This is a genomic window from Acidiferrimicrobium sp. IK, from assembly GCF_025499425.1.
GTDB lineage: Bacteria > Actinomycetota > Acidimicrobiia > Acidimicrobiales > Palsa-688 > Acidiferrimicrobium.
This window is the reverse complement of sequence record NZ_JAIMCB010000006.1, coordinates 1-13,648: the sequence shown is the minus strand read 5'-3', so window position 1 is coordinate 13,648 and position 13,648 is coordinate 1. Positions and strand designations below refer to the sequence as shown.

Below are 13,648 nucleotides of genomic sequence, written 5' to 3'. Positions count from 1 at the left end.
CCGGCGCTCACTGGGCATACCCCTGCCCGCTCGCCGCCGCGGACACCTTCCCGCCGATCGCAGCGTTGGCCAGGTCGAACGACTCGGTGAGCCCGGAGCTCGGGAGACCCGTCACGTCGCTCTTGGCGACGGTGACCTGGTCGGGGTTGTAGAGGAAGTCATTGACCGCCTGCTGGGCGATGAGCGTGGCAACCTGCTTGAAGCCCGCGACCTCCTGCGACTTATCGGTGGCCTTTTCCGCGGTCCCGAGCATCGACGCGACCTGGTTGCATCCGGCGAACTTCCAGTAGTAGGAGCAGTTCGCGTAGTTGGAGATGTCGCGCGCCTCCACATGGTTGATGATCGTCATCTGGAAGTTGCTGCTGTTGAACACCTGGCTCAACCACAGCGGGAACTGCACCTGGCTGATGGTGGTATGGATTCCAACGGCGTTCAGCTCGGCCTGCACCAGCGGTCCCGCATTGGTGGCGTACCCGTAGGGCGGGAGGGTGAGAGTGGCGGAGAACCCGTTCGGGTAGCCGGCCTGCGCCAGCAGCTGCTTGGCCTTGGCTGGGTCGTAGGAGTAGGTGTTTGCCAGGGACGGGTCGTACCACGGATCGCCCGGCACGTCATCACTTCCGATCACCGTTCCGTAGCCTGCCCCTGTCGACTGCAGGATGGCCTTCTTGTCGGTTGCGTAGGCGACCGCCTCGCGCACCTGCTGCTTGCTGAACGGTCCTGAGCCGTTGTTCAGCGTCATCTGGATCTTGCCGTTGGTCGGCCCGGCGATGATCTTGAACGAGGAATTACCCTTGAACTGGGCGGCGTCCTGCGGGTTCTCGAGGTTGTCGATGACCTGGACCTGTCCGCTTTGCAGCGCGCTGTTCTCGGCGTTCGAGCTCGAGAAATAGCGGAATGTCACGGTGCTGACACCGGGCTTGGTCCCCCAGTAATCCGGGTTCCGGCTCAGCGCGACGCTGTAGTTGGGACGGAACGACTGGAACACATAAGGGCCGGTGCCCACCGGCTGCGTCGCTATGGTCCCCACGGCCTTCGAGTCCAAGACGACGCCGTTGCTGTACGCCGCCAGGTCGTAGAGGAACTGGTTGTTCGGACTCGTCAGAGTGACAACCACCTGGTAGGCGCCCGCAGCGGCGACGCTCTTGACGTCGGAGAGCAGCTTGGCGTAGGGGTACTTGGACCCCGGCGCCAACGCCCGCTGCAGACTGAACACCACGTCGGCGGGCGTCATCGGGTCTCCGTTGGAGAACTTGACGCCCTGGCGCACCGTGAACGTGTAGGTCAGCCCGTCGGGCGACGTCGTGTACGAGCTCGCGAGGACCGGGATGACCTTGCCTTTGGGGTCGAGCTGCACGAGGTGCTCGTAGACGTTGTAGTCGAGCACCTCGTCGATCGCCGCCGCCGGGTTCGACGTGAGATCCAACGTCGGGGGGGCCACCGCGGATGCAACGACCAGTGACCCGCCGCCGGACGCGCCGCTGGTTCCGGGCGACGCCGCCGGAGCGGATCCTCCGTTCCCGCTATTCCCGCCGCACGCCGCAGCCAGCAACGACGCCGCACTGAGCGAGCAGGCGACGGCTGCTCCCCTCCCCAAGCGATTCATCTTTCCTCCCTGTGGCAGGCCCACGGGTGCGTGGCCCCCGTAACGAACAGTAACCAGGGGGTGAACGGGAGGTCAAGGGCTAAGTGAACTGGTCGGACCAGTTCAATCGGATGGGCGCGTCGCGCATCGTCGTTGAAGCGCAGCGTCGCAATCTGGGTTTATCCGGCATGCCGAGCTCCCAGCGCGCACAGCCGGGATGGCCATCTCTTCGCGCACCTCCCCACCGGCGCGAGCGCCCAACAGAGGCGCGACACCGTGCCCAGCGTGACCAGCGCAGCTGCCGAGGAGCCCAGTTCGGACGAGGCGGTGGGTTCTCGTCCCCGCCGCCGACCTCGTGGCGTGGAAGCGGCGGGGGCCACATGCGCGCAGCGAACATCGGGCCCGGTGTCCCGGACGGCCGACCACCAGTTCAGTCAGTATTGGATATCGAGGGCGTAGCGGAGCGCTTGGTCGAGCCTGACCCGGGCGTCGAGGTCGAGGCGGCCAACTGGTTCTGACTCCAGGAGCATGGTCGGAATGGTGATCAGGTTGTCACAGCTGATGACGCTCTGATCGGGCAGGCCCTGGGCGACCCCGATCTCAACCTCTGACCGGATACGACGGGTCGTCCGGGTGATCGGCGCGCACGTGACCGCGGTGAGAACCGCGATCGCTGCGTCTCGGGTGAGGACACAGACCGGTCGCCGCCCGGCTGGTGGCCCCAGATCTGCCCAGACGATGTCGCCGCGCTCTACCACTCGGGGGCGGTGAGTGCCGCGAGCCGGGAAGCGGCGGCGACGATGGCGGGATCCTGAGGCACCCTCCGGTAGGCCTCCTGCAGGGCCCGGTCAGCTTCGGCGTGCTCGGCGGCTTCGAGGACCGCAGAGGCGCCGCGTCGCAGTAGCTCCGAACGGCTCGTTCCTTGCTTGTCGGCGAGTCGGTCGAGTCGGTCGATCAGATCGTCGTCGAGCTGTACGAGCACCTCTTTCCGTCCCATAACCATATGGTATGCCATATGGTTATGGGAAAGCACGACGGTGTCTCCCAGGTCGACCGGACTCGCCTGAGGGCAGGCCGTTCCGAAATCTGTCTCATCTGTCACTTCCGACGAGGACGGGCTTCGGAGCCACCTGTTGCCGGGTGGCGGTGAGGGTCTTGTTCAGCCCGGCCTTGCCCCGCCAGCGGCCCGATCCTTTGGCGCTGGCGGTCATCCCTGCCACGTTCAGGTCCTCGACCACCACCGTCTCATGGTTCTTGGCCAGGCCGGTGGTCAGCTTGTTGAGCCCGTCGGCGCGGGCTTGGGCAACCTTGGCATGAGCGCGGCCCAGGCGGGTCTTGGAGCGCTGCCAGCGCTTGGACGCCGCCCGGCCCTTGGCCGGGCCGCGCCGCCGCGAGCACTGCGCCTGAAGCCGGGCCATGCGCCGCTGGTAGTTGGAGAGACGCTTGGGGTTTTCGACGACCTCACCGGTGGAGAGCACGGCCAGGGACTTCACGCCCACGTCAACACCCACAGGCGGCCCGTGCGCTGCCCGATGGTCGGCTCCCCGCTCGGCCTCGACCCCGAAGGCCACATACCAGCGCCCCGCGGCCTGCGACACGGTTGCCGAAAGCACCCGGCCAGCACCGGCGTCGAGGAGCCGGGCCAGCTTGGTCGTCGGCTCCTTGGTTCGGATGACCCCGATGCGGGGCAGGCGGATGTGGCGGGCGTCTGTCACCCCGAACGCCCCGGTGGTCACCTTGAAGCTTCGCCGGGTGTGCTTGGCCTTGAAGCGGGGAAAGCCGACCTTTCGACCCTGGCGCGCCCCCCGGCGGGACTTGGACCAGGCGTCCAGGCCCCTGGCCAGAGCGTCGAGCCCGGAGTTGTACGCCTCTTTGGAGTTCTCCGCCCACCACGGTGCTACCTCGGCCTTCGCCTGGTTCCAGGCTCGCCGCAGCGCCGGCAACGTCCAAGGCAAGGGGCCGAGTAGGCCATCGACCCACTCCCCGGCCTCTCCCACCCCAGCGCCCTGGCGGACGGCCAGCGCCACGAGCGCCCGGCGGGCCGCTAGGTGGTTGCTCACCAGGGACACACCCCAGTTATAGGCAAACCGGGCAGCACCAGCATGAGAAGCCAACGCTGAGCGGGCGTGGTTGTTCGGGTCCAGCTCAAAGCGATACGCCTGGTAGACCAGCATCACGGGGCCTGGACCTTCCCCGCAACGACAACGGCCATCTCCGCCCGCCTTCTGGCCGAGCGTCGTCGATAGAAACCGGCGCAGAAGCTGGCGAACACCTCCACCATGTCGCGCACCAAGTCGTCTGTGACCTCCGCGCTATCAACCACTACCAAGCGGCAGCCCTGGGCGGCCAACACTGCCTCGAGATACTCCACCCCGAAGCAAGCCAGTTGAATCGCCCTGGGTTTCGTGGAGGCTGGGTTTCGGCAAACGCCCCTTGGTTGGGGAAGTGGTGACTGTATCGGTCGATGCCGAATCTGTCAACGGTTGTTGACGACTCTCTCTGATCAACGTATGTTGATAGGGGTGAGCAAGGCCCGGGCATTGAAGAAGCTGGAGACCGCCTCGGGACGTCTCGCAGCGATGGAGTCCCAACGTGACATGGCGGTGGCGGCAGCGATGGACGCCGGCTGCACCTGGGCGGAGATCGGCTCGGCGTTGGGCGTGTCCGCGCAGGCCGCTCACCGCCGGTTCCGGTGGCTCCGCCACAGTCCCGTCACCGGCGAGACGTGGCGGGAGCCGCCGCTGCCGGTCTGATCAGGTCAGGCGCTCTCGGCGGTCAGCGAGGCGGCCCAGAGGGTCTCGTAACGGACCGGTGACATCCGCCCGATCGAGTGGTGGATGCGGGTGTCGTTGAACCACTGCACCCAGCCGGCCGTCTCCCGTTCGACCTCTGCCGCCCCGGACCAGGTGGCAGTCCGTTCGTGGTCGATCAGCTCGGTCTTGTACAAGCCGATGGTCGACTCCTGCAGGGCGTTGGACCTTGCCGTCGAATGCACCTGAAGGATCCGGTGAGCAGCGAACTGTTCGGGTGACTCATCCGTTCCATCCGTGGTCGGGCCGGGAGTTCCCGTTCGTGGTCGTGCAGCAGACCTGGCGGCAGGATCGGGTGTTCTTCTTCGGCGACGACGGGACTATGAAGTCGCTTCCTACGTCGTGGACCGATGCGGCCGAGCCGGATGTCTTCGTGACCATGTCAGGCGGCCGTTGCCCGTTCCGGGTGGTGGATCTGCTGGCTTTGGCGGAGCTCATCGACGGGATGCCTCCCGACGCTGTGTAAGGCGAACTATGCCGTTAGTGTCAAGCTCATTATGTCACCGCTGCTAGGCAGGCGTAGTGGATGAGTTGGCTAGGGCGCCACTGTTGACCGGTAACTGGGCGAAGGTTCCGTCGGCTGCGCTTGACAGCTGTTCCGATGTCGGCATAATAGGACTTACACTGTTGTAGTCCTGATGCCGGGAGGGAGCGCATGGCTCGACGTAGGGAGGACCCGAAGGTTCAGGCGTTGCGGGAGGAGCGCTGCTTGAACCCCCGCCCTGAGGCGGTGCGCGACCCGGCGTTTGCGTCTTCGGAGTTCCTTGACGCCCGGGATCTGGTGCAGGTGAAGTACGAGATGGTGCGCCGGGTGAGAGTCGAAGGCGACGCGGTGAGCCGCACTGTGGCCGATTACGGGTTCTCCCGCCCGTCGTTTTACGAGGCTGCAGCCGCGCTCGACGCCGGTGGGCTGGCGGCGCTGGTCCCGGCCCGTCCGGGTCCTCGGCGGGCTCACAAGATGTCCGAGGAGGTAGTGGCCTTCGTCGAACAACGCCTGGGAGAGTCCCCGGACCTGCGGGCCGGTGACCTGGTCGAAGCGATCGAGGGGCGTTTCGGGCTGCGGGTCCACCCGCGCTCGGTGGAGCGAGCCCTGGCCCGTTCCCGCCGGCCCAAAAGTGGTGGATCCCGATGAGGGCGGCGGCGACGGTGACGTGGAGCGCTATGAGGCCCTGCGCGCTCAGGCCCTGGGCGGGGATGCGGCCGGCTGGCGTCACGGCGTCGCCCTGCTCCAGGGTCGGGGGATGGCGGCATGGCTGCGGACCAGCCGGAGCATTCCCCCTGTCGGTTCCCGACCGGCCGGGCGGCCGACCGGCACTGAATGCCTGGGCGGCGACTTGGTCGGCGTGCTCGCCTCGATGGCTCTCGCCGTGGTCGGGTGAACGCCGGTGAGCATCGAAGCCCCCACCAAGGTGAAGGCCACGCATCTGGGCCGGGCCGCCTATCTGTATGTCCGCCAGTCCACCCTGCGCCAGGTGTTGAACAACACCGAGTCGACGCTCCGCCAATACGATCTGCGCCGGCGGGCCGCGGCGTTGGGATGGACGGCAGAGCAGATCATCGTGGTCGACGTCGACCAGGGGCACTCGGGGGCGTCCGCCGCCGACCGCGAAGGCTTCCAACGCCTGGTCGCCGATGTGAGCATGGGCCGGGCCGGGATCGTGCTCGGATTGGAATGCAGCCGTCTGGCCCGCAACAACGCCGACTGGCACCGGCTGTTGGAGATCTGTGCGCTCACCGACACCCTGATCTGTGACGAGGACGGCCTATATGACCCGGCCGACTTCAACGACCGGATGCTGCTCGGCTTGAAAGGAACCCTCTCCGAAGCCGAGCTGCACTTCATCCGGGCCCGCCTCCGCGGCGGTCAGCTGTCCAAGGCCCGCCGCGGTGAACTGCCCATGATCTTGCCCGTCGGGCTGGTCTATGACCCGACCGGCAAGACCGTGCTCGACCCCGACGCAGGAGTGCAACAAGCCATCCGGCACCTCTTCGCCGTCTTCGCCCGCACCGGATCGGCCCGCGCCGTGGTCCAGGCCTTCCGGAGCGAAGGACTACGGTTCCCGGGTCGCATCCGCAGCGGAGCACACAAGGGCGAACTGTCATGGACACCGCTCCGCCACGACCGGGTGCTACGCGTCCTGCACAACCCCCGATACGCCGGAGCGTTCGTCTATGGCCGGCTCCGACAGCGCCCCGGACCGGGCGGCCGCCTCAGGGTCGAACGACTCCCCCGCGAACAGTGGACGGCGCTGATCCCCGACTCCCACCCCGGATACATCACCTGGGACACCTTCGAGCTCAACCAGAAACTCCTAGCCGACAACGCCCGAGCGCACGGCACGGAGCGGGCGTCCGGACCAGCCCGGGAAGGCAACGCCCTCCTCCAGGGACTGGCCGTCTGCGGACGCTGCGGATGTCGCATGAGCGTCGCCTACCACCTCCGCGCCGGTGTCGAAGTCCCCGACTATCGCTGCATGCGCGCCGCCATCAGAGACGGCGTCACCCCCTGCACATCGATCTCAGGCAAAGCGATCGATGCCGCCATCGGACAGCTGCTGCTCGACACCGTCACCCCCCTCGCCCTCGAAGTCGCCCTCACCGTCCAAGCCGAACTCGAAACCCGAGCCGACGAAGCCGACGCACTACGCAAGACGCATGTGGAACGGGCCCGGCATCGCGCCGAGACCGCCCGCCGCCGCTACCTGGCCGTCGACCCCGACAACCGGCTCGTGGCCGACACCCTCGAGGCCGACTGGAACGACGCTCTGCGCCAGTTGCGTGAAGCCCAAGAAGACTACGAACGAGCCGCCACCGCCGCCTGCGCCGCGTTCACCAACGAGCACAAGCAACGGATCCGGTCCCTGGCCGCGGACTTCCCCGCCCTGTGGTCTGACCCGGCCACCCCCCAGCGGGAACGCAAACGCATGGCCCGACTACTCATCGAAGACGTCACCATCATCCGCACCGACCACATCGACCTGCACGTCCGCTTCAAAGGCGGCCAGACCACCAGCCTCGCCCTGCCTCTGCCGCTCACCAGCTGGCAGGCCCGCCAAACCGACCCGGCCACCCTGGCCGAACTGGACCGGCTCCTCGACGACCACACCGACGCCCAAGCCGCCGAGCTGCTCAACCAGACCGGTCACCGCTCCGGGACCGGGCAGCCCTTCACGCCCAACATCGTGTTACACCTGCGCCGCTGCAACGGGTTGGCCAGCCACCTCGAACGGCTCCGAGCCCGAGGACTGCTCACCATCACCGAGCTCGCCGACCGCCTCGGCGTGCACCCATCCACCATCAAGGCCTGGCACCACGCCGGCCTGCTCGAATCACACCAAGCCAACGATAAGAACATCCGACTCTTCGACCCGCCCGAACCCGGCGACCCCCGACTCATCAAACGACAAGGGACACCGTTCCGGGACCGCCTTCCCATCCCTACATAGACAAGGAGCGCACTATGAAGCCATCGCCTTGTCAAGGGCGTCGCCGACAGTACCGATCGAGGGCGCCATTCCGGCGTCGATGAGCGCCTCGGTGAAGGTGACCGACGTGTACTGCGACCCGGCGTCGGAGTGGTGCACCAGCCCCGTCGAAGTGAACCGGCTGTTGTGGCGGCGACGGGTGAAGAGGGCCTGCTCGAGCGCGGAGAGGACCAGGGCGGTGGTCTTGGACGTCGAGACCCGCCAACCCAGGATCCGCCTGGAGAACACGTCGGTCACGAAACTGACGTACACGAACCCGGCCAGGGTCCACACGTAGGTGAAATCGGCGACCCACCACTGGTCCGGTCGGACCACCGCACCCCAGTCCCGCTTGATGAGGTCGGGGTGGCGAGGCGCTTTGGGGTCGCGGATAGTCGTCGTGGTCCGGTGCCTGCCCCGGCGGACACCCTCGATGCCGAGGAGCCTCATCAGCCGGGCGACCTGGTCCCGTCCGACGCTGAAACCGTCGTCGAGCGCGGCGGTCCACAGCTTCTCCGCCCCATACAGACGGCGGTTGAGCGTCCAGATGTCCAACAGCTGGTTGGCCAGATGGGCGTCGTCCCACTCTGCTTGGGACACGAACCCGTCGGCCAGGTGGGCGTAGTAGGTGCTCGGGGCGATCGGCATGTCGTGCGCGGAGAGCACCCTGCAGATCGGCTCGACCCCGAAACGGTCCTTGAACCGGTGGATGTAGGCGACGATCAGCGAAGTTTGCGGTCGAGCTCCGCCGCAGCGAAAAACGCTGACGCGGTCTTCAGGATCTCGTTCGCACGACGCAGCTCGGAGTTCTCGCGCTCGAGTTCCTTGATCCGGGCATCGGTGGTCGAGTCGACACCGGGCCGTTCCCCGGCGTCGATCTCTGCCCGCTCGATCCACCCCCGCAGCGTTCCGGCGTTGACGTCGAGCAGCTCACCGACACGCCTTCGAGCCTGCGACCCCGACTCCGTCGGCTTCTCCCGTCGTCGGTCCTGATACATCCTCACTGCCCGGTCACGGGTCTCCTGGTCGTACTTTCGTGGTGCTGGCACAGCTCAGTCTCCCTTGCGAGATCAGAGCCTCCGGTGGATCCAGGGTGATTCAAGTCGATCCCGGTCCTCCACCACAATGGCGCCCACTGCTAGGTCGCGTAACAGCCCGACCAACTTCGTGCGGTAGCCGTTTACGCCGGAACCGACCTCGAAGACGACCCAGGCAGGAGCCACCCCGACACCGGTCGAGTGTTCCACCAGCCCGGCCACCCGGCGGTCCACGTCGCCGCGCTCGTCCGCCGACCACACACCGGCATAGACCGCCACGCCACCAGCAACTACAGCCCGCTCACCCACCAGCATCATGCCGGTAGCAAGCTGATAAGCGACCACCGGCACGACGCCCGCATGCAACCAACGAGCGGCGCTCTGGCAGCTCACCCCGTTCAGCCTCGCCCACCCGAACAACTTCACGCCACCATCATGGCGAGAGGGTGCGACACCAACCCTCGGCTGAAACAGAATCACCCGTCCTGGCGAACAGTTCACAACCCCCGGGGAGCGGTCGGAGCCACGCCCGCGCTCGACCCCGTCGGTACCGGGGGTCGCCGACGACGCCGTCGTCTAGTCGGCCTCGCGCTGGTCGCGCTCGTCTCGTTGGTGGTCGGCGTGGAGCGACTCCGCGTCTTTGGCGCTTTGGAGGCGCCGCTGGCTGGCTGACCCGGGGAGTTGGATGTTGTATCGCAGTCCGATGATGCGGGTGGCGAAGCAGACGGCGAAGCCGATGAGTGGGTACGCCTCGCTGTTGGTGCCGGCGCCGTGGGCGGCGGCCAGGACGGCGGCGCCGGCGAGGGCGGGGACGGCGTAGAGGTCGTGTCGTAACACGGTGGGGACTTGGCGGATGAGGACGTCGCGGAGCATGCCTCCGCCGATGGCGGTGATGGCGCCGAGGATGATCGCCTGGGCCGGCCCCAGCCGGAACTCGATCGCTTTGGCGGCCCCGGTGACGCAGAACAGGGCGAGGCCGGCGGCGTCGAGGACCTGGATGACGTTCCAGATCCGCTCTAGCAGGAAGCGGGCGGCGAAGGTCACCAGCCCGGCGGCTCCCGCGGCGGCCAGGTAACGCCAGTCCCGGAACGTGGCCGGAGGGGTACCGATGAGCAGGTCTCTGGTGATGCCCCCGGCCAGGGCGACCACCAAGGCGAGGACCAGCACGCCGAAGAGGTCGAGGCGGGCTTTGATTGCTGCGAGGCCGCCGCTGAGGCCGAACACGAAGGTGCCGATTAGGTTGAGCCACAGGATGAGCGTGGGGTCAAAGCCCTGGACCATGCGTGGCATCCTTGCGCACGGGAGGTGACCATGTCCGATAACGGCAAGACCGGGTCGGTCCTTGGTGGTTTGGATGGCGTCGTGGGTGATCTGGAGGCCTTCTACCGGGACCTGCACGCCCATCCCGAGCTGTCCCTGCAGGAGCATCGCACGGCCGGGAAAGCAGCCGACCAGTTGCGGCGGGCCGGTTTCGATGTGACCACGGGGGTGGGCGGGACCGGGGTGGTGGGACTGCTCCGCAACGGGCAGGGCCCGACGGTGATGCTGCGGGCGGACATGGACGCCTTGCCGGTCAAGGAGGCCACCGGGCTGCCTTACGCCAGCGTCGAGGTCGCCGCCGACAGCGAAGGCAACCCGGTGCCGGTGATGCACGCCTGCGGTCATGACATGCACGTCACCTGGCTGGCTGGCACGGTCAGGCTCCTGGCCCAGGCGGCCGGGTCATGGAACGGCACCGTCATGGCCGTGTTCCAGCCGGCGGAGGAGACCGCCCAGGGCGCCCAGGCCATGATCGACGACGGCCTCTTCGAGCGGTTCCCGAAACCGGAGGTGATCTTAGGGCAGCACGTCATGCCCGGTGTCGCCGGTCATGTCGGCTACCGGCCGGGCACGACCCAGGCCGCCGCGGACAGTCTGCAGGTCCGTCTGTTCGGTCGGGGCGCGCACGGCTCGATGCCCGAGTCCAGCGTGGACCCGGTGGTCATGGCGGCCGCGACGGTCATGCGCCTGCAGACCATCGTGTCTCGCGAGACAGCCGCGTCGCAGGCGGTGGTGGTCACCATCGGAGCCCTCCAGGCTGGGACCAAGGACAACGTCATCCCCGACGACGCGATCCTCAAGATCAACGTGCGCAGCTTCGACGAGGCGGTCAGGCGCCGCACCCTCGACGCCATCACCCGCATCGTGAACGCCGAAGCCCAAGCCTCAGCGGCGCCGCAGCCCCCAGAGATCACCACCACTGAGCATTACCCGCTGACGGTCAACGACGCCGGGCGGACCGAACGGGTAGCGGCCGCGCTGCGAGCCCACTTCGGTGACGACCGCGTCGGGGAGCTGGCCGCGCCGTACTCGGCCAGCGAGGACTTCGGTTCGTTCGGCACCGAATGGGGCGTCCCATCGGTGTTCTGGTATGTCGGCGGCACCGATCCCGACACCTACCGGGCCGCCCAAGCCGCCGGCCGCGTGGCCCAAGACATCCCCACCAACCACAACCCGAAATTCGCCCCCGTCCTGCACCCCACCATAGACACCGGTGTCCAAACCATGATCGTCGCCGCCCTCGACGCCCTGCACACCTAACCGCTGGATCAGGAGGAAGCGCAATGGCCGGAAGTCTGCGAGACCAGCTGATCGGCGCTTGGAAGCTGGTGTCCTATCAGGAGATACCGGTAGACGGCTCCGAGCCGTTCGAGCCGCTCGGCCCCGAACCGCAGGGGATCATCATGTATACCCCCGACGGGTACATGTCCGCGCAGCTGTCCAAGCCGGACCGCGCGAGCTTTGCCTCGGGCGACTGGTTCGCCGGCACCCCGGAGGACTACCAGGCCGAGGCCAGCTCCTATATCGCCTACTCCGGACCCTTCCACGTCGACGAGGAGCACCGCACGCTCACCCACTCGATGTTGGTGTCGCTGTTCCCCAACTGGACCGGCCAGACCCAACCCCGGCGGGTCTCGATCGAAGGCGACACCCTGCACCTCGGCACCGAGAGCCCCATCCAGTCCGCCGGGAAGACCGTCAACTCGGTCCTCGTGTGGCGGCGCCGAGCAAAACTAGGCCATCCATCCTTCCCCCGACGGCGCCTCCCGCCGCCGTCGGAGCAACCGCGCCAAAAAAGGAGTCCACATGAGTGACCCGCGCAGGGTTGTAGTGACAGCCGCCGCTAGCGGCATCGGCCTGGCCATCGCAGAGGCCTTCGCGGCCGAAGGAGACCGGGTCCACATCTGCGACATCGACGAGCAGGCCCTCAACGCAGTCACTGAAGCCCACGAGGCCATCACCGGTACCGTCTGCGACGTCTCGGACCGGCTTTCGGTCGAGGCCTTCATCCACACCGCAGTCGACACCCTCGCGGCATCGACGTGCTGGTCAACAACGCCGGGATCTCCGGGCCCACCGCCCCGGTCGAGACCCTCGACCGCGACCAGTGGGAACAGGTACTGGCCGTCAACCTGACCGGCACGTTCAACGTCACCCGCCTGGCCATCCCCTATCTCAAGCAGTCCGCTGCGGGCGTGGTCCTGTTCATGTCGTCCCTGGGGGGGACGGTTCGGCTACCCCAGCCGCAGCCCCTATGCCACCACCAAGCGCGGCCTGATCGCCTTCGCCGAGACCCTGGCCCTCGAGTTGGGCGGCGACGGCATCCGCACCAACGTCATCGCCCCCGGCGCGGTCGAGGGCGACCGCATCCGCCGGGTCCTGCAGGGCCGGGCCGAGGCCAGCGGACGATCCCTCGAGGAGGTGAGCGCTGACGCTCTCGGCGTGCAGGCCATCAAGCGATTCGTCGACCCGGCCGACATCGCCGCCTTGGCGGGTGTTCCTGGCCTCCGACCGGGCCAAGTCGATCTCCGGGCAGACCGTCCCCATCGACGGCGACTCCCAGACGGCGGTGTGACATCGACCAGCCTCACGAAGCTGGTGGGCCGGGGTCCGCAACGGTCCGCCCCCGTAGCGGACCTGCCGCGGTCATCGACCACAGCGGAATCATCCGCGGTCATTCACGTTTCCTCCGCTTGGGCGAACCGGCGATTGCCGGCGGTGAGAGCGCCGGGCTTCGGAGCCGGCCAGCGGCGCGATGCCGTCACCTTGACCCGAGCCTGTAGGCGTGGGACGGAGCCAGAGGAGCGCCGTCCACCTCAAAAGACAGCTGGTCCGGGTAGCACCACCAGTCCTCTCCCGGCTCGAAGGACCGGATCAACGGGTGGTTGGGATGGCCGTTCCAGTTGCGGTGGCGTCAGCCATGTGGAGCTTCTTGCGCTGGATGGCGATGCACTAGCCCGGATCGCATGACGAAGTCGACGCCGGCGGTTGCGGCGATGTCTTCGAGGGGGTTTCCCGCCATGGCGACAATGTCAGCGGAGGCTCCCGGCTCGAGCACCCCGATGTCGTCTCGGCCGAGCAGTTCAGCCGCGACCGAGGTCGCGGCCCGAAGCGCCCGTAGAGGGCTCAGACCGGCCGCGACCATGGCCTGGAACTCAAAGATGCCGTGGCTGAAGGGAAACATGCCGCAGTCGGTCCCGTAGGCGACTTTGACGTGGCTTGCTGCCAGTAGCTGCTGCGCGTCGATGATCGCCCGGCTGTCGCGGCTGAACTTCCACACCGCCTGGCACGGGAGCGTCCCGGCCTGCATCTCGGCTAATGGGGATCGACCACCTCGCTGGTTGAGTGAGTGAGGCTGGTCGCTGAGCCGCCAGCAGGTCAGCACTCTCTCCGGCAGAACGTCGAGTTCTAGGCCTAGATCGTGCGCCTGCTGGT

Annotated in this window: 14 protein-coding genes, 4 pseudogenes and 1 other annotated feature; of the genes and pseudogenes, 8 read left to right on the top strand and 10 right to left on the bottom strand. The window is 67.4% G+C overall.

Annotation, left to right across the window (positions count from 1 at the left end; genetic code table 11):
- Positions 1-7 precede the first annotated feature (7 nt).
- From K6U06_RS11270 to K6U06_RS11250, 5 genes and pseudogenes are all read right to left on the bottom strand, one after another.
- The gene (locus tag K6U06_RS11270; RefSeq protein WP_262322031.1) at positions 8-1,438 is read right to left on the bottom strand and encodes an ABC transporter substrate-binding protein; all 1,431 of its coding nucleotides are present in this window, start codon (positions 1,436-1,438) and stop codon (positions 8-10) included.
- 578 nt (positions 1,439-2,016) lie between these two features.
- Positions 2,017-2,340 (bottom strand): type II toxin-antitoxin system PemK/MazF family toxin, encoded by a 324-nt coding sequence (locus K6U06_RS11265; protein ID WP_262322030.1) that lies wholly within the window; start codon positions 2,338-2,340, stop codon positions 2,017-2,019.
- Positions 2,334-2,579 (bottom strand): ribbon-helix-helix protein, CopG family, encoded by a 246-nt coding sequence (locus K6U06_RS11260; protein ID WP_262322029.1) that lies wholly within the window; start codon positions 2,577-2,579, stop codon positions 2,334-2,336. The genes K6U06_RS11265 and K6U06_RS11260 overlap by 7 nt, the downstream gene beginning before the upstream one ends.
- Before the next feature lie 94 nt (positions 2,580-2,673).
- On the bottom strand, positions 2,674-3,756 hold the full coding sequence (locus K6U06_RS11255) for an RNA-guided endonuclease TnpB family protein (RefSeq protein ID WP_262322286.1): 1,083 nt from the start codon (positions 3,754-3,756) through the stop codon (positions 2,674-2,676).
- A pseudogene (locus K6U06_RS11250) lies at positions 3,756-3,959 on the bottom strand (IS607 family transposase); the annotation flags it as partial. The pseudogene K6U06_RS11250 and the gene K6U06_RS11255, both read right to left, overlap by 1 nt.
- A gap of 145 nt (positions 3,960-4,104) precedes the next feature.
- On the opposite strand from K6U06_RS11250, the gene K6U06_RS11245 reads away from it, so the two are divergent.
- Positions 4,105-4,335 carry an ECF-type sigma factor gene (locus K6U06_RS11245; RefSeq protein ID WP_262322028.1) on the top strand — a complete coding sequence of 77 codons (231 nt, stop codon included), beginning with the start codon at positions 4,105-4,107 and terminating at the stop codon, positions 4,333-4,335.
- A gap of 5 nt (positions 4,336-4,340) precedes the next feature.
- On the opposite strand, the pseudogene K6U06_RS11240 reads toward K6U06_RS11245, so the two are convergent.
- Positions 4,341-4,565, bottom strand: a pseudogene (locus tag K6U06_RS11240) (integrase core domain-containing protein); the annotation flags it as partial.
- A 44-nt stretch (positions 4,566-4,609) separates the two neighbouring features.
- On the opposite strand from K6U06_RS11240, the gene K6U06_RS11235 reads away from it, so the two are divergent.
- From K6U06_RS11235 to K6U06_RS11220, 4 genes are all read left to right on the top strand, one after another.
- Entirely contained in the window at positions 4,610-4,858 is a 249-nt protein-coding gene (locus K6U06_RS11235; RefSeq protein ID WP_262322027.1) for a Y4bD/Y4pK family protein, read from the top strand.
- A 189-nt stretch (positions 4,859-5,047) separates the two neighbouring features.
- Positions 5,048-5,524, top strand: coding sequence for a hypothetical protein (locus K6U06_RS11230; protein ID WP_262322026.1), 477 nt, complete (start codon positions 5,048-5,050; stop codon positions 5,522-5,524).
- Positions 5,511-5,771, top strand: a complete 261-nt coding sequence (locus K6U06_RS11225) for a hypothetical protein (protein WP_262322025.1) — start codon at positions 5,511-5,513, stop codon at positions 5,769-5,771. Before K6U06_RS11230 ends, K6U06_RS11225 begins: the two co-directional genes overlap by 14 nt.
- 6 nt (positions 5,772-5,777) lie before the next feature.
- Positions 5,778-7,838: a recombinase family protein gene (locus K6U06_RS11220; RefSeq protein WP_262322024.1), complete on the top strand. Its 2,061-nt coding sequence runs from the start codon at positions 5,778-5,780 to the stop codon at positions 7,836-7,838.
- Positions 7,839-7,859: 21 nt separating this feature from the next.
- On the opposite strand, the pseudogene K6U06_RS11215 reads toward K6U06_RS11220, so the two are convergent.
- From K6U06_RS11215 to K6U06_RS11205, 3 genes and pseudogenes are all read right to left on the bottom strand, one after another.
- Positions 7,860-8,905: pseudogene (locus tag K6U06_RS11215) on the bottom strand (IS3 family transposase); the annotation flags it as partial.
- Positions 8,490-8,621: a sequence feature (AL1L pseudoknot), on the bottom strand. Its footprint overlaps the pseudogene before it by 132 nt.
- A gap of 21 nt (positions 8,906-8,926) precedes the next feature.
- Positions 8,927-9,319, bottom strand: a complete 393-nt coding sequence (locus tag K6U06_RS11210; RefSeq protein WP_262322023.1) for a hypothetical protein — start codon at positions 9,317-9,319, stop codon at positions 8,927-8,929.
- Between the two features lie 150 nt (positions 9,320-9,469).
- Complete coding sequence (locus K6U06_RS11205) at positions 9,470-10,174, bottom strand: trimeric intracellular cation channel family protein (protein WP_262322022.1); 705 nt, start codon at positions 10,172-10,174, stop codon at positions 9,470-9,472.
- A 30-nt stretch (positions 10,175-10,204) separates the two neighbouring features.
- On the opposite strand from K6U06_RS11205, the gene K6U06_RS11200 reads away from it, so the two are divergent.
- From K6U06_RS11200 to K6U06_RS24690, 3 genes and pseudogenes are all read left to right on the top strand, one after another.
- Positions 10,205-11,473 (top strand): amidohydrolase, encoded by a 1,269-nt coding sequence (locus K6U06_RS11200; RefSeq protein ID WP_410051034.1) that lies wholly within the window; start codon positions 10,205-10,207, stop codon positions 11,471-11,473.
- A gap of 23 nt (positions 11,474-11,496) precedes the next feature.
- Positions 11,497-12,027: a lipocalin-like domain-containing protein gene (locus tag K6U06_RS11195; protein ID WP_262322020.1), complete on the top strand. Its 531-nt coding sequence runs from the start codon at positions 11,497-11,499 to the stop codon at positions 12,025-12,027.
- Positions 12,020-12,788: pseudogene (locus tag K6U06_RS24690) on the top strand (SDR family oxidoreductase). The gene K6U06_RS11195 and the pseudogene K6U06_RS24690 overlap by 8 nt, the downstream one beginning before the upstream one ends.
- Positions 12,789-13,127: 339 nt before the next feature.
- On the opposite strand, the gene K6U06_RS11180 reads toward K6U06_RS24690, so the two are convergent.
- Positions 13,128-13,648, bottom strand: a 521-nt coding sequence (locus K6U06_RS11180; protein ID WP_262322017.1) for an amidohydrolase family protein, incomplete at its 5' end; no start/stop codon positions are given.

Coding starts and splice junctions, on each gene's coding strand:
- K6U06_RS11200 (WP_410051034.1), top strand. CDS start 10,205: ATGTCCGATAACGGCAAGACCGGGTCGGTCCTTGGTGGTTTGGATGGC.
- K6U06_RS11195 (WP_262322020.1), top strand. CDS start 11,497: ATGGCCGGAAGTCTGCGAGACCAGCTGATCGGCGCTTGGAAGCTGGTG.
- K6U06_RS11205 (WP_262322022.1), bottom strand. CDS start 10,174: ATGGTCCAGGGCTTTGACCCCACGCTCATCCTGTGGCTCAACCTAATC.
- K6U06_RS11230 (WP_262322026.1), top strand. CDS start 5,048: ATGGCTCGACGTAGGGAGGACCCGAAGGTTCAGGCGTTGCGGGAGGAG.
- K6U06_RS11260 (WP_262322029.1), bottom strand. CDS start 2,579: ATGGGACGGAAAGAGGTGCTCGTACAGCTCGACGACGATCTGATCGAC.
- K6U06_RS11255 (WP_262322286.1), bottom strand. CDS start 3,756: ATGCTGGTCTACCAGGCGTATCGCTTTGAGCTGGACCCGAACAACCAC.